The following is an 18,999-nucleotide window of genomic DNA, read 5'->3' as shown; positions in this document are numbered from 1 at the left end:
CGAGCGGCCGGCGCGCCCGTTACGCCGGGCGCCGCACCTCGACCGTCCGGAAGCGGTTCGCCACGAACGCGCCGTCACACAGTGTCGAGTTGGCCGCCGGGTTGCCGCCCGTGCCGTGGAAGTCGGCGAAGGCGGCGGTCTGGTTGACGTACACCCCGCCCGTCAGGTTCAGCGACAACTGCGCGGACTCCTCCAGGCACACCTCCTCGACCGCCCGCTCGACCTGCGGTGACGTCGTGTAGGCGCCGATCGTCATCGCGCCCTTCTCCCGGACCGTGCGGCGCAGCAGGGCTATCGCCTGATCCGTCGAGTCCACCGCGACCGCGAACGACACCGGGCCGAAGCACTCCGACAGGAACGCGGCCTCCGCGTCCGGCTTGGCGCCGTCCAGCGTGACGATTGCCGGCGTGCGGACCACCGCGTCGGGGAACTCGGGGTGTGTCACCTGCCGTGACGCCAGTGCCACGGAGCCGAGCGACGGCGCGTTCTCCAGGCGCTCGCGCACCCCCGGGTTGACCAGCGCGCCGAGCAGCGCGTTGGCGCGCGCGTCGTCGCCGAGCAGGCCCTGCACGGCCGCGGCGAGGTCGGCCACCACCTCGTCGTAGCTCTTGTGCCCGGCATCGGTGGCGATGCCGTCCCGCGGAATCAGCAGGTTCTGCGGGGTGGTGCACATCTGGCCGCTGTAGAGCGAGAGTGCGAAGGCGAGGTTGGAGAGCATGCCGCGGTAGTCGTCGGTCGAGTCGACGACGACGGTGTTGACCCCGGCCTTCTCGGTGAAGACCTGCGCCTGGCGGGCGGTGGTCTCCAGCCATTCACCGAACGCGGAGGACCCCGTGTAGTCGATGATCCGGATCTCCGGGCGCACCGCGAGCGTCTTGGCGATCCCCTCGCCCGGACGCTCCGCCGCCAAGCAGACCAGATTCGGGTCGAACCCGGCCTCGGCGAGTACCTCGCGGGCGATCCGCACCGTCAGGGCGAGCGGCAGCACCGCCCTCGGGTGCGGCTTGACCAGGACGGGATTGCCGGTGGCGAGGGAGGCGAAGAGGCCGGGGAAGCCGTTCCAGGTCGGGAAGGTGTTGCAGCCGATGAGCAGGGCGACCCCGCGGGGCACGGCGGTGAACGTGGTCCGCAGCTGCAGCGGGTCGCGCTTGCCCTGCGGTTTGACCCATTCGGCGGAATCCGGGACCCGGATCTGCTCGGCGTAGGCGTACGCGACCGCCTCCAGGCCGCGATCCTGCGCATGCGGCCCGCCGGCCTGGAAGGCCATGGTGAAGGCCTGGCCAGAGGTGTGCATCACCGCGTGGGCGAATTCGTGGCTGCGTGCGTTGATCCGGGCCAGGATCTCCACGCACGCCAGCGCCCGCGTCTTGGGCCCGGCCTCCCGCCAGGCCGGCATCGCCGCGCGCATCGCGGGCAGCAGGACGTCGATGTCCGGGTGCGGGTACTGGATACCCAACTCGATGCCGTACGGGGAGACTTCACCCCCCGGCCAGTCGTCCGTGCCGGGCTGGTCGAGCTCGAAGCGGGTGCCGAGCAGCGCGTCGAAGGCGGCCTTGCCCTCGGCCGGGCCGATGCCCGAGCCGTCCCCGTACACCTTGGGGTGTTCGGGATGCGGGGACCAGTATGCGCGCGTGCGGATCGCTCCGAGCGCCTTGTCCAGGGTGGCGCCGTGCCGTTCGGTCAGCTGGGCGGCGGAAAGGCCTGCGGCCATGCGGAACCACATCCTCGTTCGGGTGGCCTGTGCGGTGGGAGGTCGGTCGGTCTGCAGGAACAGTCTTGACCGAATGATCGGTCGGTGCAAGAGGGGTGATCCGGCCTGTGGACAACCTCCGCGCCCCGGAGCTGCTCTCCCAGCGCGGTCAGCGGGTTAATGTCACGGCATGACCATGGCCAAGCGCGACACCACCGCCCCGAAGAGGGACACATACACACCGGAATCGCTGCTCGCGGTCGCCGTCGAGGTGTTCAACGAGCGCGGCTACGACGGCACCTCGATGGAGCACCTCTCGCGCGCCGCCGGCATCTCGAAATCCTCGATCTACCACCACGTGCGCGGCAAGGAGGAACTGCTGGAGCGGGCGGTCGGGCGGGCGCTCGACGGGCTCTTCGCGATCCTCGGGGAGGAGGGCGCAACCGCGCAGAAGCGCGCGATCGACCGCCTCGAATACGTCGTGCACCGCACCGCCGAGGTGCTCATGGCCGAGCTGCCGTACGTCACTCTGCTGTTGCGGGTGCGCGGCAACACCGGCACCGAGCGCTGGGCCATGGAGCGCCGCCGCGAGTTCGACCACCAGGTGGCCGAGCTGCTGCAGGCGGCCGTCGCCGAGGGCGATCTGCGGGCCGATGTGGACGTGCGGCTCGCCACCCGGCTGCTCTTCGGCATGATCAACTCGATCGTCGAGTGGTACCGGCCGCCCAGGGGCGGCGAGCGCCACGGTGAGCACGCGGGCGAGCAGGTCGCGGACACGGTGGTGCGCATCGCGTTCGAGGGCCTGCGCACGTCGTAGCGCCCCCGCGCGGGCTCACTCGTCCACGACGAGGTCGGTCTCCTCGAAGACCAGCAGCGTCCGGCTGCTGAGCACCTCGGGCACCGCCTGGATGCGGGTGAGCACCAGCTCCCGCAGGCTTCGGTTGTCGGCGGTGTGCACGAGCAGCAGTACGTCGAAATCCCCGCTCACCAGGGCGATATGGGCAACCCCGGGCAGGGTGAGGAGCTTCTCGCGCACCGTGCGCCACGAGTTCTGGACGATCTTCAGCGTGATGTATGCGGATGCGCCCTGCCCGGCCCGCTCGTGGTCGACCCGGGCGGTGAAGCCGCGGATGATCCCGTCCTCGATGAGCCGGTTGATGCGGGCGTAGGCGTTGGCGCGCGAGACATGGACGCGATCGGCGACGGAACGTATCGACGCCCTGCCGTCCTCCTGCAGCAGCCGCAGGATCGCGCGGTCGACGGCGTCGAGCGGTCGTGTCGGCCGCCCGTCGTCGGCCATCTGTTCAGTCGCCATCCCCCCGGGCCTCCCTACCATGGACGTACTGCCTCTATCTCAGGCTGTGGAGAACCGTTTGTCCACAGGCTGAGCGCGACTGTGGCCAAAGTGGCACCGGCGACCGAACAATCGGTAGGTGAGTGGAACCCCGCTCACTCCGGCCCGATGCGGCCGCCGTGACATCGGCCGCCGGTGCGGCGGGCCGCCCACGAGGAGGTGCGCGATGACAGTCCTGGAACAGCCCGGTACCGCCGATCACCGCAACACGCCCCCGCCCGACTGGCATCCCCGCACCGACCCCGCCCCCCTGCTGCCCGAGCGCGAGCCGTACCGCGTGCTCGGCACCCCGGCCGCCGCCGGCCTCGACCCCGCGCTGCTGCGCAGGCTCCACGCCGAGCTGGTGCGCGGCCGCCGCTACAACCGGCAGGCCACCGCCCTCACCCAGCAGGGCCGCCTCGCGGTGTATCCGTCGAGCACCGGCCAGGAGGCGTGCCAGGTCGCCGCGGCACTTGCTCTCCGCCCCCAGGACTGGCTCTTCCCCAGCTACCGCGACACCCTCGCCGTCGTCGCCCGCGGCGTCGAGCCCGTCGAGGCGCTCACCCTGCTGCGCGGCGACTGGCACAGCGGCTACGACCCGCGCACCCACCGGGTCGCCCCGCTGTGCACACCGCTGGCCACCCAACTCCCGCACGCCGTCGGCCTCGCGCACGCCGCCCGCCTCAAGGGCGACGACACGGTGGTGCTCGCCCTCGTCGGGGACGGCGGCACGAGTGAGGGCGACTTCCACGAGGCGCTCAACTTCGCCGCCGTCTGGCAGGCACCGGTGGTCTTCCTCGTCCAGAACAACGGCTTCGCCATCTCCGTCCCTCTGGAGAAGCAGACGGCCGCCCCGTCCCTTGCCCACAAGGCGGTCGGCTACGGGATGCCGGGACGGCTGGTGGACGGCAATGACGCCCCCGCGGTGCACGAGGTGCTCGTCGAGGCACTCGAACGCGCCCGCAACGGAGGCGGCCCCACCCTGATCGAGGCCGTCACCTACCGCATCGAGGCCCACACCAACGCCGACGACGCGACCCGCTACCGCGACCAGGCCGAGGTCGAGCAGTGGCGCGCACACGACCCGATCGCCTTGCTGGAACGGGAGTTGCGCGACCGCGCACTCATCGACGATGAGGGCATACGCGAGGCCGAGGCGGCCGCCGAAGCGATGGCGGCGACGTTGCGCGACAGGATGAACACCGATCCCGTGCTCGACCCCATGGAGCTCTTCGAGCACGTCTACGCGGAGCAGACCACCCAACTGCGCGAACAAGCAGCACAGTTGCGCGCCGAGCTCGATGCCGAGGCAGAGTTCCACGCAGAGGAGGGGGAAGGGCGATGAGCACCGCGACGGCGCCCTCCGCCGCACCGACCGGACGCAAACCTGCCACCATGGCACAGGCGTTGGGCCGGGCACTGCGCGACGCCATGGCCGCCGACCCGGCCGTCCACGTGTTCGGCGAGGACGTCGGCACCCTCGGCGGAGTCTTCCGCATCACCGACGGCCTGGCGAAGGAGTTCGGCGCCGACCGCGTCACCGACACCCCGCTCGCCGAGGCCGGCATTCTGGGCACGGCCGTCGGCATGGCGATGTACGGGCTGCGGCCCGTCGTGGAGATGCAGTTCGACGCCTTCGCCTACCCGGCGCTGGAACAGCTCATCAGCCACGTCGCGCGGATGCGCAACCGTACCCGCGGCGCACTGCCGCTGCCGATAACCATCCGCGTGCCCTACGGCGGCGGTATCGGCGGGGTTGAGCACCACAGCGACTCCTCCGAGGCGTACTACCTGCACACCCCAGGCCTGCACGTGGTCACGCCCGCAACCGTCGCCGACGCCTACGGGCTGCTGCGCGCCTCGATCGCCTCCGACGACCCCGTCGTCTTCCTCGAGCCCAAGCGGCTGTACTGGTCGAAGGCCGAATGGTCGGCCGACGCACCCCAGCAGGTGCCGCCGCTCGGCCGCGCCGCCGTCCGCCGCACCGGCCGCTCGGCCACTCTGATCACCTACGGGCCCTCGTTGCCGGTCTGCCTGGAGGCCGCCGAGCTGGCAGTGGAGGAGGGCTGGGATCTCGAAGTGGTGGATCTGCGCAGCCTCGTGCCGTTCGACGACGAGACGGTGTGCGCATCGGTGCGCCGCACCGGTCGCGCCGTGGTCGTCCACGAATCGAGCGGATTCGGCGGCGCGGGAGCGGAGATAGCGGCCCGCGTCACGGAGCGGTGCTTCCATCACCTCGAAGCCCCCGTGCTGCGCGTCGCCGGCTTCGACATCCCGTACCCGCCGCCCATGCTCGAACGCCACCATCTGCCCGGCGCCGACCGGGTGCTGGACGCGGTGGCCCGGCTGCAGTGGGAGGGGAACTGATGGCTGAGGTGAAGGAGTTCACCCTCCCCGACCTCGGGGAGGGGCTGACCGAGGCGGAGATCGTCCGGTGGCTCGTCGAGGCCGGCGACGTGGTCGCCGTCGACCAGCCCGTGGTCGAGGTCGAGACGGCGAAGGCCGTAGTCGAGGTGCCGTGCCCGTACGGCGGCGTGGTCACCGCGCTGTTCGGCGCACCTGGGGACGAGATCCCGGTCGGCCGGCCGCTGCTGACCGTCGCGGTCGGCGCGCCCGAGCACGCGGACTCCGGCACGCAGCAGGGCGCGGGGGAATCGGGCAACGTGCTCGTGGGATACGGCACGTCGGCGCCCGCACCCCGGCGCAGGCGCGCCCGCCGGGCGCCTGCGCCGGCACCCACGCCGGCAGAGGCAGCGGCACCGACACCGGCGGCTGCACCGGCGCCCCCTGAGCAGCGCGCCGCGACGCACGACGGGGAGCGGCCGGTCGCCGTCGTCTCCCCGCTGGTGCGGCGGCTGGCCCGGGAACACGGCATCGACCTGCGCTCGCTGCACGGCTCCGGCCACCAGGGGCTGATCCTGCGCTCGGACGTCGAACGCGCCATCGCCGGCGCCCGGACTCACGTGGAGCAGCGCGACACGGGCGAGGGCACCCGCATACCGCTGCGCGGTGTGCGCGGGGCCGTGGCCGAGAAACTTGCCCGCAGCCGCCGGGAGATCCCCGACGCCACCTGCTGGGTGGACGCCGACGCCACCGAACTGCTCGCCGCACGTGCGGCAATGAACGCCACCGGGCCGAAGGTCTCGGTGCTCGCGCTCCTCGCACGGATCTGCACCGCCGCGCTCGCCCGCTACCCCGAGCTCAACGCCACCGTGGACACCGAGCGGAACGAGATCGTCCGCCTTCCGGCGGTGCATCTCGGCTTCGCCGCGCAGACCGAGCGCGGCCTCGTCGTCCCCGTCGTCCGCGACGCGGGCGCCCGGACGACCGGCGACTTGTCGGCCGAGATCGCCCGGCTCACCGAGGCCGCCCGCACCAGCTGCCTCACCCCTGCCGAACTCACGGGATCCACCTTCACCCTCAACAACTACGGCGTATTCGGCGTCGACGGCTCCACGCCGATCATCAACCACCCCGAGGCCGCGATGCTCGGCGTCGGACGGATATCCCCCAAACCGTGGGTGCACGAAGGCGAACTGGCGGTGCGCCACGTGGTCCAGCTGTCGTTCACCTTCGACCACCGGGTCTGCGACGGGGGCACGGCCGGCGGCTTCCTCCGCTTCGTCGCCGACTGCGTGGAACACCCCGCCACGCTGCTGCGCAACGTATGACGCGCCCGGCGTGACACGCCCGCCGCGCGGGATACTCGCGGCATGAGCGAGGCAGAGGCAGCGGCACAGACAGCGCCGGCGGCAGCGTACGACGCCATCGTCCTCGCCGGGGGCGCCGCGCGGCGGCTCGGCGGGACGGACAAGCCCGCGCTCCGCGTGGGTGGGGCGACCCTGCTCGACCGGGTGCTCGACGCCTGCGCGGGCGCCGCCACGACGGTTGTCGTCGGGCCGCGCCGGCCCACGGCACGGCCCGTCGTCTGGACCCGCGAGGACCCGCCCGGCGGCGGCCCGCTCCCGGCACTCGCGGCGGGACTGGACCGGACCACGGCAGGGCGGGTCCTGGTCTACGCCGCCGACCTGCCGTTCCTCACCCCCGCCACCTCCCGCGCGCTCCTGCATGCCGTCGAAGGCGACGGCGCGCTGCTCACCGACGCCGGCGGGCGCGATCAGCTGCTCGCCGCCGCATACCGCAGCGCGGCACTGCGCCGCGAGTTGGCCCGGCTCACGGCCGAACACGACACCCTCACCGGTCTGCCGTTGCGCCGTCTGATCGCACAGCTGACGCTCACCCGCCTCCCCGACCCCGCAAGCGCCGCCTTCGACTGCGACACCTGGGAGGACCTCTCCTCGGCACGCGCCCGTATCAGGGAGCATGGGCATGTGTTGGATAAATGGATCGCCGCAGTCAAGGCCGACCTCGGGATCGATCTCGACGTCGACGTCCGCGCCCTTCTCGACCTTGCACGCGACGCCGCGCACGGCGTGGACCGCCCGGCGGCGCCGCTGACCACGTTCCTCGTCGGTTACGCGGCCGCCTCGGCGGGCGGCGGCCCGCAGCAGGTGGCCGAAGCGACCCGCAAGGCGGTGCTGCTCGCCCAGCGCTGGGCGGCCGAGCAGGCCGAACAGGGTGAACAGGGTGAACAGGGTGAACAGGGTGAACAGGGTCCGGAGGCGACGGCATGACCGCGAATCCGCAGACGGCGTCGGACCCGATCTGGCCTCCGATGGAGGATCCCGCCGCAGCCGCCGAGCCCGGCGGCGCGACACCCTGGCCAGAGGCGCGCCGGATCGCCCGCGACGCGGCCCGGCCGCTCTCCCCTGTCACGCGCCCGCTCGCCGAGACCACAGGCACCGTACTCGCCGAGCCGCTCGCCGCCCTCAGCGATCTACCCTCCTTCGACACCTCAGCCATGGACGGCTGGGCCGTCTCCGGACCGGGCCCCTGGCTGCTCTCCGGCGAACTCCTCGCCGGGCAGCGCCCCGGCGCCGCACCGCTCCCCGACGGCCACGCCATCCGGATCGCGACCGGCGCCGCCCTGCCGCCCGGCGCCACCGCCGTGCTCCGCAGCGAAGACGGCCGCACCGAGGAGCGCGGCCCGGCCGGCTGGCTGCACGTCGCCGACGGCTGCCCCAAGCCCGAACCGGGACAGGACGTGCGCCCCCGGGGCCAGGAGTGCCGCTCCGGCGACCACCTCCTCGCCTCCGGCACCCCCGTCACCCCTGCCCTCATCGGCCTCGCCGCCGCCGCGGGCTACGACGAACTGACCGTCACCCCGCGCCCCCGCGTCGACGTGCTCGTCCTCGGGGACGAGCTGCTCGACGACGGGCCGCCCCGCGACGGCCGGGTCCGCGACGCGCTCGGCCCACTGCTCACCCCCTGGCTGCGGGCGCTGGGCGCCGGCCCCGACACGACCGTGCGCCGACTCCACGACGACCCCGACCTCCTCCACCAGGCCGTCGGGTCGAGCACCGCCGATCTGATCATCACCACGGGCGGTACGGCGGCCGGCCCCGTGGACTTCGTCCACCTCGTCGTCCACCGCCTCGGCGCCCGCCTGCTCGTTGACGGCGTCGCCGTCCGCCCCGGCCACCCCATGCTGCTTGCGCTGCTGCCCGCCGGACGCCCGCTCGTCGGGCTGCCCGGCAATCCGCTCGCCGCCGTCACGGGGGTGCTGACGCTCGCGGCGCCCCTGCTGCGTGCGCTCGGGGGACGCCCGGACCCCGTCCCGTACGCCGTGCCGCTCGCCGAGCCCGTCGCCGGGCACCCCGTCGACACCCGGCTGATCCCCGTCGCCTTCGACGACGCCTCCGGCGCCGCCCGGCCGCTGCGCTTCCGCGGCCCCGCCATGCTGCGCGGACTGGCGGCCGCCGACGCCATGGCCGTCATCCCTCCGGGCGGCGCCGAGGCCGGAGCGGCGGTGGACATCCTGGACGTCGGCTGGGGGAGCGCCAGTTGAGACTGGCGCGCGGCGGGGAGAGGCATCACGTCCAGCAGGACGGCGAAGCCGGCCGCGCCTTCCAGATCCTGCTCCCCCGGGCCACCGCCGGCCCGATGCGCAAGGTCAGCCGGCTCGCCGTCGCCGCCCTCGAACTCGACGATCTCGTCGTCTCCGTGCTGCGTGGTCACCGCCTCCTCGCCTACGACGCGCCGGAGGCGGCGCCGCTGCGTGCCGCCGACCGCGTGATCACCATCCGGCGCTCGCCCACCCGCACTACGGCCGAGCAGTAGTGACGTGAGGGATGCGGGGGACTCGGGGGGTAGCGTCGTGCCATGCATGCGATCACGATTCCCGAACCGGGCGGTCCCGAGGCGCTGGTGTGGGCCGAGGTCCCGGATCCGGTGCCCGCGGAGGGCGAGGTCCTGGTCGAGGTGGCGGCGAGCGCCGTCAACCGCGCCGACCTGCTGCAGCGGCAGGGCTTCTACCCACCGCCACCCGGCGCACCCCCCTACCCCGGGCTCGAATGCTCCGGACGGATCGTTTCCCTCGGCCCGGGGGTGTCGGGGTGGAGCGTCGGCGACGAGGTGTGCGCGCTGCTCGCGGGCGGCGGCTACGCCGAGCGGGTCGCCGTCCCCGCATCCCAACTCATGCCCGTACCCGACGGACTTGACGTGGCGCAGGCCGCAGCGCTGCCCGAGATCGCGTGCACGGTCTGGTCGACCGTCTTCATGGTCGCCCACCTGCGCCCCGGCGAGACGCTGCTCGTGCACGGCGGCGCGAGTGGCATCGGCACCATGGCGATCCAGCTGGCCAAGGCCGTCGGCGCGAAGGTCGCGGTGACCGCGGGTGGGCCGCGGAAGCTCGCCCGCTGCCGCGAGCTCGGGGCGGACGTGCTGATCGACTACCGCGAGCAGGACTTCGTCGAGGAGGTGCGCAAGGCGACGGACGGCGCCGGCGCCGACGTCATCCTCGACATCATGGGTGCCAAATATCTGGCCCGGAACGTGGACGCGCTCGCGGTGAACGGGCGGCTCGCCGTGATCGGCCTGCAGGGCGGCACCAAGGCCGAGTTGGACCTCAATGCGCTGCTGCGCAAGCGGGCTGCGGTCATGGCGACATCGCTGCGTTCCCGGCCGCCCCGCGAGAAGGCCGCGATCATCGCGGCGGTGCGCGAGCACGTCTGGCCGCTCATCGAGAGCGGCCGGGTCAGGCCGGTGGTGGACCGCACGCTGCCGATGCGTGACGCGGCCGAGGCGCATCGCGTCGTCGAGGCGAGCGAGCACGTGGGGAAGGTGCTGCTCACGGTCTGAGGCGCCCGAGATGCCGGAAGTGTAGCCCTATGTGACGCTGAAGGCACAGGGCGAATTCCCGGGCAGGGAGGCGGCGGCCGTGACTGAAGCACCCCGCGTCCGGTCCGTGCTCGGGCCAGCAGGCGGTGTGCTCCTGGCGGTCGCCGTCCATCTGTCCTCGGTCCCGGCGGCGGCCGCACTCCCGCACGACCCGCGCGTCTCGCACAGAGACCACCACCATCAGCAACATCATCGCCACCAGCAGCATCAGCACCGCCACCAACAGAAGGACCATCGCAGGAAGCGCTCTGCGGCGCGCCCCTCGCCGACGCCGAGCCGTCCGCCCGGCCTCGCCGGCAGCCGGGCGGGCGAGGGGCGCGAGCACCCTGGCCGCCTCGCCGACGCCGCCGATCTCGGCGCCCCCGCCCCCGCCCCCGCCCCCAGCCCCAGGCCGACGCCGGGCACAGCGCCGGACCAGGTGCATCCGCCGAGCTCGCCGGCTCCCCCCGCCCCCGCCACGTCGTCCCGGCCGCCGACGGCACGCGCCGCACCGCTGCGGGCACGGCGCGTGCTGCCGTTCGGCCTCGGCCTGGCGCTCGTCGGCCTCGGCATGGCCGTTATCGGCCTCGTGCGCCGTCGCTGAGCACAGCTGCTCGCAGTGAGGTGGATCACGGCACAGCCGGGGCACACCAAAGAGTGAGTCAGCTGTGCGAGAGAATGGCGGCATGGAGATGCCGAGGAACGAACGACCACAACAGGAGAACCCGCACGTCCTGGTCGTCGGCCCGGACGGGATGGCCTTGGGCGGCGGCGTCCACAACGGCGAGGAGGGGGAGTCGCGCGAGACTCCCGTCACCGAGATGGTGGAGCAGCCCGCGAAGGTCATGCGGATCGGCAGCATGATCAAGCAGCTTCTGGAGGAGGTGCGGGCGGCGCCTCTCGACGAGGCGAGCAGGCAGCGGCTCAAGGAGATCCATCACAGCTCGATCAAGGAGCTGGAGGACGGCCTGGCGCCCGAGCTCGTGGAGGAGTTGGAGCGGCTCTCGCTGCCCTTCACCGACGACACCGTGCCGAGCGATGCGGAACTGCGCATCGCCCAGGCCCAGCTGGTCGGCTGGCTCGAAGGCCTCTTCCACGGCATCCAGACCACGCTGTTCGCCCAGCAGATGGCCGCACGCGCGCAGTTGGAGCAGATGCGCCGCGCGCTTCCCCCGGGCGTTCTCTCCGGTCGCGAGGAGGACGAGGACGGCCACACGGGCCCGACCCGCTCCGGCCCGTATCTGTGACCGGTACCGAGGACCCGCATCGAGCGGCATTGGGGCCCGGGGCGCACGCCCCGGGCCCCAAGCCTCAACGCCGCTGTCAGCCGCTGCTCTTGCCCGTCGACACGTAGAGCGTGATCTGCCTCGTGCGGGGGTTGAAGGTGTTGTACGCGGCGGGCATCTGGCTCAGCACTGTGCCCTTGCCCCACACCTGCTCGTCCTGGTACTTGAGCGTGTACTTCCAGCCCGCGGCGTCCATGCAGCCCTTGACCGAGTCGATGTACTTGAAGGTCAGGTCCGGCATGATGACGCCGTTGCTGCCGTTGTTGGTGAATCCCGTGCTCGCCTGAGTGCAGGTGCTGGGGTCGACGGTGCGGCTCTGATCACCCTGCTTGACCGAACCGTCCGAGCTGCCGCTCGCGGTGGATGACTGCGTTGTGGTGCCGCCGGACGTCGAACCCGCGTTGTTGTCCCCGCCGCCGCTGTTCCCGACGTGTATCACTATCAGCACGAGGAAGAGCAGGAGCACCGCGCCGAACGAGCCGAAGATGATCAACGGCACGCGATTGCCGCTCGCCCGCGGCGTCGGCGGCTGGTACGCGGGCCGCGGCGCCTGGTAGCCGCCCGGCGGGTACGGCTGCTGCCCCATCGGGTTCGCCATCGGGTTCGCCATCGGGTTCACCGAGGGCGGTGGGGTCGGCGGCCCGTAGTTGACCTGCGGCGGCGGCGTCTGGTTCTGGTAGAGCGGGAGCACAGGCCCTGGCGGCGGGGTCTGGTAGCCGTTCGGCGCCTGCGGGAAGATCGCATACCCGTCGCCCTGCGGCGCCTGCGGTGCCGGCGGCGGATGCGCCTTCGGCCCCTCGCCGATCACCAGGGGCGTCGCGCCGCCCTTGACCGCCGTGGCGACCCGTTCGCACTCGTCCTGCATCGACTCGGCGGTCGGGAACCGCTCCGACGGGTTCTTCCGCAGTGCCCGCGCGACCAGCGCGTCCACCGCCGGAGGCAGCGACCGGTTGATCGACGACGGCGCGGGCGGCTCCTCCTGCACGTGCTGGTAGGCCACCGACAGCGGCGAATCGCCGTCGAACGGCAGCCGGCCGGTCAGCAGCTCGAAGAGCATGCAGCCCACCGAGTACAGGTCGGAGCGGGCGTCCACGCCGCGCCCCAACGCCTGCTCGGGCGAGAGGTACTGCGGGGTGCCGACGACCATGCCGGTCTGCGTCATCGAGGTCACCCCGGACTGCAGCGCCCGCGCGATGCCGAAGTCCATGACCTTGACCACACCGCGGCGGGTCATCATCACGTTGCCCGGCTTGATGTCGCGGTGGACCAGCCCCATCTCGTGGCTGACCGCGAGCGCCGCGAGGACATCACTGGTGATCTTCAGTGCCCTCTCGGCCGGCATCGCCCCGTACTTCGCCACGTCCTCGTCGAGCTCCTGGCGCAGCGGCTTGCCGTCGACGAGCTCCATGACGATGAAGGGCACCGAGCGCCCGTCGATGATGTCCTCGCCCGAGTCGAAGACCGAGACGATGTTGGTGTGGTTGAGCCTGGCGACGGCCATCGCCTCGCGGCGGAAGCGTTCGCGGAACGACTGTTCACGCCCGAGATCACTGTGCAGCGTCTTGACCGCGACGGGACGTTCCAGCACCGTGTCGTATCCGAGGTGCACGGAGGCCATGCCGCCTTCGCCGAGCAGGCTGCGCAGTCGATAGCGGCCGTTTCCGACGGTGTTGCCCGAAATGTCGGCCTGTGTGTCCCCGCTCATCTACCGCTTCCCCCTCGGCGCACGGGAACCGCACGCACAAGACACCGGACCTGATCCTGCCCGCCAAGTCTGCCGGAGAGCGGAAATGCGTCAAGTTGCTTGACCGTTCCGTCACCGGATGCCCGGATGACGGAACGGTTCGGCTCACGTGCGGTGCCGCAGGCCTGGCCTTGGGGGAGGCTCATGCGCGATCCTGTTGAGGAATGGTCGGGTATTGGGGTGGGGTTGGTCGGGAATTGGTTTGCGCAGGTGAGGCGGTTACGGGTTTGATGTCCGGTCCTCGCTTTTCCGGTGCCGCGGCCGGAGACGGTACCGTTCATTTCTTGGCGACCCTGTACGAGGCGATGAGCGACGGCGAGGACTGATGGATCAGACGCAGGGCTCAAGCAACCCTGAGGAGTCCTCGGCCTCCGCGGCCCGAGAGCCCGCGGGGTACGACACCACGGCACTGTGGGGCAACAACGGGCTGATCGGCGACGGCCGCTACCAGCTCACCCGCAGACTCGGCCGCGGTGGCATGGCCGAGGTCTTCGCCGCCGAGGACCTGCGGCTCGGCCGCACCGTCGCCATCAAGCTGCTGCGCGCCGACCTCGCCGAGGACCCGACCTCCAAGGCACGCTTCACGCGCGAGGCACAATCGGTGGCAGGTCTCAACCACCACGCCGTCGTCGCGGTCTACGACTCCGGCGAGGACTGGATCGGCAAGGACCAGGTTCCGTACATCGTCATGGAGTTGTGCGAGGGCCGCACCATCCGCGACCTGCTGATCGACGCCGAGGCACCGCCGGTCGACCAGGCGTTGATCATCGTCTCCGGCGTCCTGGAGGCGCTCGCCTACAGCCACCAGCACGGCATCGTGCACCGTGACATCAAGCCCGCCAACGTCATCATCACCACGACGGGCGCGGTCAAGGTCATGGACTTCGGCATCGCGCGGGCGCTGCACGGCGCGTCCAACACCATGACCCAGACCGGCATGGTCATGGGCACCCCGCAGTACCTCTCGCCCGAGCAGGCGCTCGGCAAGGCCGTGGACCACCGCAGCGACCTCTACGCGACCGGCTGCCTGCTCTACGAACTGCTCACGCTGCGCCCGCCGTTCACCGGCGAGACGCCGCTCTCGGTGGTCTATCAGCACGTCCAGGACGACCCGAAGATCCCCTCCGAGGTCAACGACCGGGTCCCGCCGGAGCTCGACGGGCTCGTGCTGCGCTCCCTCTCCAAGAACCCGGACGACCGGTTCCAGAGCGCCGAGGAGATGCACGGCGTCGTCCAGTACGCGCTGCGCATGCTGCACGAGCAGGGCGGATGGACCGGCACCTGGGACACCGGGCACGTTCAGGTCGGCGGCAGCGCCGACGCCACCACCGTGCTCAGGCAGCAGACCGCGCAGACGGCCAGGATCGGCCAGACCGCAGAGTTCGGCCCGCCGCTGCTGATGGGCCCGCCCGGAGGCGATGGCGACGGCGACGACGGCTATGGGGACGGCGACGGGCGCGGCGGCCGCGGCCGGAGGGTCTTCATGGTGGTGGTCGCGGCGATTCTCGCGATCGGCATCGGCGTCTTCATCGCCATGAACGCCAACAGCCACAACAACCAACAGGGCAATCCGCCGCCCAGCACCACGCCGTCCGTGACGCAGTCGTCGAGCCCCTCCACGAGCCCGAGCGACAGCAGCTCGCCGAGCGACGAGCCGAGCGACACCAGCACCTCGTCGTCCGGCGACACGGCGACGAGCAGCCCGACCGACACCATCCCGACGACGCCCACGCAGACGCCGACGGACACGCCCACGCAGACGCCGACGGACACGCCCACCCCGACCCCGACGCCCACGCCGACCCCGACAGGCGGGGGGACCCCCACGCCGACGCCGACACCCAGTACTCCGCTCGGCGGGTGACGGCCGCCGCGCTCAGCCGGTGAACGCCGTGAGTACGGCGTCGTACTCGCGCGTCCACCACACGGCGAGCGCGGCCGCCGCGGGAAAGAGCGGGTCGGCGCGGCGGTCATCGCGCTCGTAACGCCACCGCAGCGTCCAGAAGTCGTTGAGCCGCTCCCACCACACGCGGTGCACGGCCGCCGCGAGCTCCGCCGCGGGCACCTCCGCCGCGCTGCGGTACGCCCGCGCGTAGGCGTGCACCTTGGCCAGGTCGAGGGTCCCGTCCGGCTCCCGCAGGAAGAAGATCACCGCGGCGCGTACGGCCTCCTCTGCGCGCGGCTGCACGCCGAGCCGGTCCCAGTCGAGGATCGCCGCGGGCTCCGCGCCCCGGTAGAGCAGGTTCAGCGGGTGGAAGTCGCCGTGCACCCAGCCGGTGACGCATGAGGTGGCCGCGGGGGGCCGGCGGTGTGCGTGCTGTTCGAGCAGTACGCGCCGTTCGAGGAGCCGCTGCTCGGCGAGCCGGTCGAAGGGGTCGCGCGGCTCACAGGCTCGAGCGCGCCGCACGAGGCGCAGCAGCTCGTCGATGAGCCGGTCCGTCTCCGTCGGGTCGGCGCCGGCCAGCGCGGAGGCAGGCGCGGGCTCGGGGCCGCGCAGCACTCTTGCGAGGGTGGTGTGGACGAGGCCGAGCAGTGCGCCGAGCCGCCTGGACTGCTGCTCGTCGAGGTCCCCGCCGCTGCGGTGGCGCCCCTCCACCCACGGGTACAGCGCATAGGGGCGGCCGCCGATCACCGCGACCGTACGGCCGTTCGCGTCGGCGAGCGGGGCCGCGACGGGCAGGCCGAGCGCGCGCAGCCGCACCGTGGCGCGGTGCTGGCGGGCGATGGTGGCCGAGTCGGCGGTGGCGCCGTCGACGTAGTGCTTGAGGAAGAACCGGCCATGGGTGGTGGCGAGCCGGTAACCGCGATTGAGCAGCCCCTGGGCGACGGGCTCGCACGAGACCGGGGTCCCGGCGCGGTCGTAGCGGCTCAGCAGCGCGCCGAGCGTGCGGGTGGAGGGCGGCGCCATTGCCGTACTGCGGGAGACCACTCGGGGAATGGTAGAGGACCTAGATCACGGAGCGTTCGGTTCCGGTCACGCTGCTCCGTCCCGGCCGGGACGTCAGCCGGGATCCCGGGTGGCACCCCAGCCGGGTTCGTCCACGCCGGTGAGGCGGTTGCGCGTCACGAACTGTGGCTCGATCCGCAGGTAGACCGGGTCGTAGGGCGCTGCGTTCACCGTGCCCGGGAGCGCCCCGAGGCGGGCGTGAAGCTCGGGCCCCGGCTCGGCGACGCGCGCCTTTCCCACGAACTCCACGGCCCATCCCTCGCCGTCCACGTCCCTCCTCCAGCAGCAGATGGCGGGCGACGCTCACGAACGGCAGTGCGTGGCGGCTGGCCGCGTTCCACACGACTGCCGCACGATTGGATCTCCACCCCCCTTACGAATCGTGGAGCCGCGGGATACGGTGCCGTTGTCCCGGTGGCCTGCGAGAACGACCAGTTACTAGGAAATCCAAGCAAAACCGCAGGTAGATGCCCCTTCGCGCTATTGCGGAAGATGTGGGTAACGTTCGTTTCGCAGACCGGTCGCCGGGCACCTGAAACGCCCGGCTCGCCGTGCCGCACATACCCCGTGCGCCGCGCCAAGTCGGGTGAGAGCCGCAACTGGCCACCGGCGGATCCCGGGGGCCGGACAGACGGAGGAGCAGACGTGAGCGTGAAGAGCACTGCCGCGCGCAGCAGCCGCGGCGGCGCGAAGCGCCGAGGGGCGGCGGCCGGGCGGGAGCCCGAGCTGGTACAGCTACTGACCCCTGAAGGCGACCGCGTCCAGCACAGCGAGTACTCCATCGACCTGACCCCCGACGAGCTGCGTGGCCTGTACCGCGACATGGTGCTGACCCGCCGCTTCGACGCCGAGGCGATCACCTTGCAACGCCAGGGCGAGCTGGGGCTGTGGGCCTCGCTGCTCGGCCAGGAGGCGGCGCAGATCGGGTCCGGGCGGGCGACCAGGTCCGACGACTACGTATTCCCCACCTACCGCGAGCACGGCGTCGCCTGGTGCCGCGGAGTGGACCCGCTGAATCTGCTGGGCATGTTCCGGGGCGTCAACAACGGTGGTTGGGACCCCAACGAGAACAACTTCCACCTCTACACGATCGTCATCGGCTCGCAGGCGCTGCACGCGACCGGATATGCCATGGGGGTCGCGAAGGACGGCGCGGATTCCGCGGTCATCGCCTATTTCGGTGATGGCGCCTCCAGCCAGGGTGACGTCGCCGAGGCATTCACATTCGCCGCGGTCTACAACGCGCCGGTGGTCTTCTTCTGCCAGAACAACCAGTGGGCGATCTCCGAGCCCACCGAACGCCAGACCCGGGTGCCGATCTACCAGCGCGCGGCCGGATTCGGTTTCCCGGGCGTACGCGTCGACGGCAACGACGTGCTGGCCTGCCTCGCCGTCACCCGCGCCGCCCTGGAGCGGGCGCGCCGCGGCGAGGGGCCCATGCTGGTCGAGGCGTTCACCTACCGGATGGGCGCGCACACCACTTCCGACGACGCCACCCGCTACCGGACGGCCGACGAGCGCGCGGAGTGGGAGGCCAAGGACCCGATCGCCCGGTTGCAGGCGTACCTGACCAAGGAGGGCCTGGCCGACGACGAGTTCTACGCCGCGCTCGACGCGGAGAGTGAGGCGCTGGCCAAGCGGGTACGCGACGGCGTACGCGCGATGCCGAATCCCGATCCGATGGCGATCTTCGAGAACGTCTATGCGGACGGGCACGCCCTCGTCGACGAGGAGCGCGCCCAGTTCGCCGCGTACCAGGCGTCCTTCGCGGACGGGGAGGGACACTGATCATGGCCGACGAGAAGATGGCGATCGCCAAGGCGATCAACGAATCGTTGCGCAAGGCCCTGGAGACCGACCCGAAGGTCCTGGTCATGGGCGAGGACGTGGGCAAGCTCGGCGGCGTCTTCCGGGTGACCGACGGTCTGCAGAAGGACTTCGGCGAGGCGCGGGTGATCGACACCCCGCTCGCGGAGTCAGGCATCGTCGGCACGGCGATCGGTCTCGCGCTGCGCGGCTACCGGCCGGTGGTGGAGATCCAGTTCGACGGCTTCGTCTTCCCGGCGTACGACCAGATCGTCACGCAGTTGGCGAAGATGCACGCGCGGGCGCTCGGCAAGGTCAAGCTGCCGGTCGTCATCCGCATCCCCTACGGCGGCGGGATCGGTGCGGTCGAGCACCACAGCGAGTCGCCCGAGGCGCTGTTCGCGCATGTGGCGGGGTTGAAAGTGGTCTCGCCGTCGAACGCCGCCGACGCGTACTGGATGATGCAGCAGGCCATCGCCTGCGACGACCCGGTGATCTACTTCGAGCCCAAGCGCCGCTACTGGGACAAGGGCGAGGTCGACACGACGGCGATCCCGGCGCCGCTGCACTCCGCGCGGGTGGTCCGCGAGGGCGGCGATGTGACGCTCGCCGCGTACGGGCCGATGGTCAAGACGTGTCTGGAGGCGGCGGCCGCGGCCGAGGAGGAGGGCAAGTCCCTCGAAGTCGTCGACATGCGGTCGATGTCGCCGATCGACTTCGACACCCTGCAGGCGTCGGTGGTCAAGACTCGGCGTCTGGTCGTGGTCCACGAGGCCCCGGTCTTTCTCGGCACGGGCGCCGAGGTCGCGGCCCGGATCACCGAGCGCTGCTTCTACCACCTCGAGGCCCCGGTGCTGCGGGTGGGCGGCTTCCATGCCCCGTACCCGCCGGCCCGGCTCGAAGAGGACTACCTGCCGGGCCTTGACCGTGTGCTCGACGCTGTCGACCGCGCGCTGGCGTTCTGAGAGCCGAGGA

17 protein-coding genes and 1 pseudogene are annotated in these 18,999 nt (G+C 71.8%); 13 read left to right on the top strand and 5 right to left on the bottom strand.

Annotation, left to right across the window (positions count from 1 at the left end):
- Positions 1-19: 19 nt before the first annotated feature.
- The gene (paaN, locus tag NGB36_RS22175; protein WP_255922139.1) at positions 20-1,711 is read right to left on the bottom strand and encodes a phenylacetic acid degradation protein PaaN; all 1,692 of its coding nucleotides are present in this window, start codon (positions 1,709-1,711) and stop codon (positions 20-22) included.
- Between the two features lie 169 nt (positions 1,712-1,880).
- Between paaN and NGB36_RS22170 the strand changes: the two genes are divergently transcribed.
- On the top strand, positions 1,881-2,507 hold the full coding sequence (locus NGB36_RS22170) for a TetR/AcrR family transcriptional regulator (protein WP_255922138.1): 627 nt from the start codon (positions 1,881-1,883) through the stop codon (positions 2,505-2,507).
- 15 nt (positions 2,508-2,522) lie between these two features.
- On the opposite strand, the gene NGB36_RS22165 is transcribed toward NGB36_RS22170, so the two are convergent.
- Positions 2,523-3,005, bottom strand: coding sequence for an Lrp/AsnC family transcriptional regulator (locus NGB36_RS22165; RefSeq protein ID WP_255922137.1), 483 nt, complete (start codon positions 3,003-3,005; stop codon positions 2,523-2,525).
- Positions 3,006-3,210: 205 nt separating this feature from the next.
- On the opposite strand from NGB36_RS22165, the gene pdhA (NGB36_RS22160) reads away from it, so the two are divergent.
- From pdhA (NGB36_RS22160) to NGB36_RS22120, 9 genes and pseudogenes are all read left to right on the top strand, one after another.
- Positions 3,211-4,368 (top strand): pyruvate dehydrogenase (acetyl-transferring) E1 component subunit alpha, encoded by a 1,158-nt coding sequence (gene pdhA / locus NGB36_RS22160; protein WP_255922136.1) that lies wholly within the window; start codon positions 3,211-3,213, stop codon positions 4,366-4,368.
- Entirely contained in the window at positions 4,365-5,390 is a 1,026-nt protein-coding gene (locus NGB36_RS22155) for an alpha-ketoacid dehydrogenase subunit beta (RefSeq protein ID WP_255922135.1), read from the top strand. Before pdhA (NGB36_RS22160) ends, NGB36_RS22155 begins: the two co-directional genes overlap by 4 nt.
- A complete protein-coding gene (locus NGB36_RS22150; RefSeq protein WP_255922134.1) occupies positions 5,390-6,694 on the top strand; it encodes a dihydrolipoamide acetyltransferase family protein in 1,305 nt (434 codons plus the stop codon). Before NGB36_RS22155 ends, NGB36_RS22150 begins: the two co-directional genes overlap by 1 nt.
- 42 nt (positions 6,695-6,736) lie before the next feature.
- Positions 6,737-7,657, top strand: coding sequence for an NTP transferase domain-containing protein (locus NGB36_RS22145; protein WP_255922133.1), 921 nt, complete (start codon positions 6,737-6,739; stop codon positions 7,655-7,657).
- Positions 7,654-8,931 carry a molybdopterin molybdotransferase MoeA gene (locus NGB36_RS22140; protein WP_372509498.1) on the top strand — a complete coding sequence of 426 codons (1,278 nt, stop codon included), beginning with the start codon at positions 7,654-7,656 and terminating at the stop codon, positions 8,929-8,931. The genes NGB36_RS22145 and NGB36_RS22140 overlap by 4 nt, the downstream gene beginning before the upstream one ends.
- A 131-nt stretch (positions 8,932-9,062) precedes the next feature.
- Positions 9,063-9,203: pseudogene (locus tag NGB36_RS22135) on the top strand (Ion channel protein); the annotation flags it as partial.
- A 42-nt stretch (positions 9,204-9,245) separates the two neighbouring features.
- Positions 9,246-10,223, top strand: coding sequence for an NAD(P)H-quinone oxidoreductase (locus tag NGB36_RS22130; protein WP_255922132.1), 978 nt, complete (start codon positions 9,246-9,248; stop codon positions 10,221-10,223).
- A 79-nt stretch (positions 10,224-10,302) separates the two neighbouring features.
- On the top strand, positions 10,303-10,845 hold the full coding sequence (locus NGB36_RS22125) for a hypothetical protein (protein ID WP_255922131.1): 543 nt from the start codon (positions 10,303-10,305) through the stop codon (positions 10,843-10,845).
- An 82-nt stretch (positions 10,846-10,927) separates the two neighbouring features.
- Positions 10,928-11,488, top strand: a complete 561-nt coding sequence (locus NGB36_RS22120; RefSeq protein ID WP_269470442.1) for a bacterial proteasome activator family protein — start codon at positions 10,928-10,930, stop codon at positions 11,486-11,488.
- Between the two features lie 76 nt (positions 11,489-11,564).
- Here the strand turns inward: NGB36_RS22120 and NGB36_RS22115 are convergent, their stop codons facing one another.
- A complete protein-coding gene (locus tag NGB36_RS22115; protein WP_255922129.1) occupies positions 11,565-13,232 on the bottom strand; it encodes a protein kinase domain-containing protein in 1,668 nt (555 codons plus the stop codon).
- A gap of 364 nt (positions 13,233-13,596) precedes the next feature.
- Between NGB36_RS22115 and NGB36_RS22110 the strand changes: the two genes are divergently transcribed.
- Positions 13,597-15,135, top strand: a complete 1,539-nt coding sequence (locus NGB36_RS22110; RefSeq protein WP_255922128.1) for a protein kinase domain-containing protein — start codon at positions 13,597-13,599, stop codon at positions 15,133-15,135.
- Between the two features lie 12 nt (positions 15,136-15,147).
- Here NGB36_RS22110 and NGB36_RS22105 read toward each other — a convergent pair whose 3' ends face one another.
- Together NGB36_RS22105 and NGB36_RS22100 are read right to left on the bottom strand one after the other, a co-directional pair.
- The gene (locus NGB36_RS22105; RefSeq protein WP_255922173.1) at positions 15,148-16,179 is read right to left on the bottom strand and encodes a phosphotransferase; all 1,032 of its coding nucleotides are present in this window, start codon (positions 16,177-16,179) and stop codon (positions 15,148-15,150) included.
- Between the two features lie 93 nt (positions 16,180-16,272).
- Complete coding sequence (locus NGB36_RS22100) at positions 16,273-16,488, bottom strand: hypothetical protein (RefSeq protein WP_255922127.1); 216 nt, start codon at positions 16,486-16,488, stop codon at positions 16,273-16,275.
- Positions 16,489-16,863: 375 nt separating this feature from the next.
- Between NGB36_RS22100 and pdhA (NGB36_RS22095) the strand changes: the two genes are divergently transcribed.
- Positions 16,864-18,006 carry a pyruvate dehydrogenase (acetyl-transferring) E1 component subunit alpha gene (gene pdhA / locus NGB36_RS22095; RefSeq protein ID WP_255922126.1) on the top strand — a complete coding sequence of 381 codons (1,143 nt, stop codon included), beginning with the start codon at positions 16,864-16,866 and terminating at the stop codon, positions 18,004-18,006.
- Between the two features lie 2 nt (positions 18,007-18,008).
- Entirely contained in the window at positions 18,009-18,989 is a 981-nt protein-coding gene (locus tag NGB36_RS22090) for an alpha-ketoacid dehydrogenase subunit beta (protein ID WP_255922125.1), read from the top strand.
- The last annotated feature ends 10 nt before the right edge of the window (positions 18,990-18,999 follow it).

Origin of the sequence: Streptomyces humicola (assembly GCF_024436035.1) — a bacterium.
Classification (GTDB): Bacteria; Actinomycetota; Actinomycetes; order Streptomycetales; family Streptomycetaceae; genus Streptantibioticus_B; species Streptantibioticus_B humicola.
Note: the sequence above shows the minus strand (reverse complement) of the source record. Positions and strands in the feature narration are given on the sequence as shown.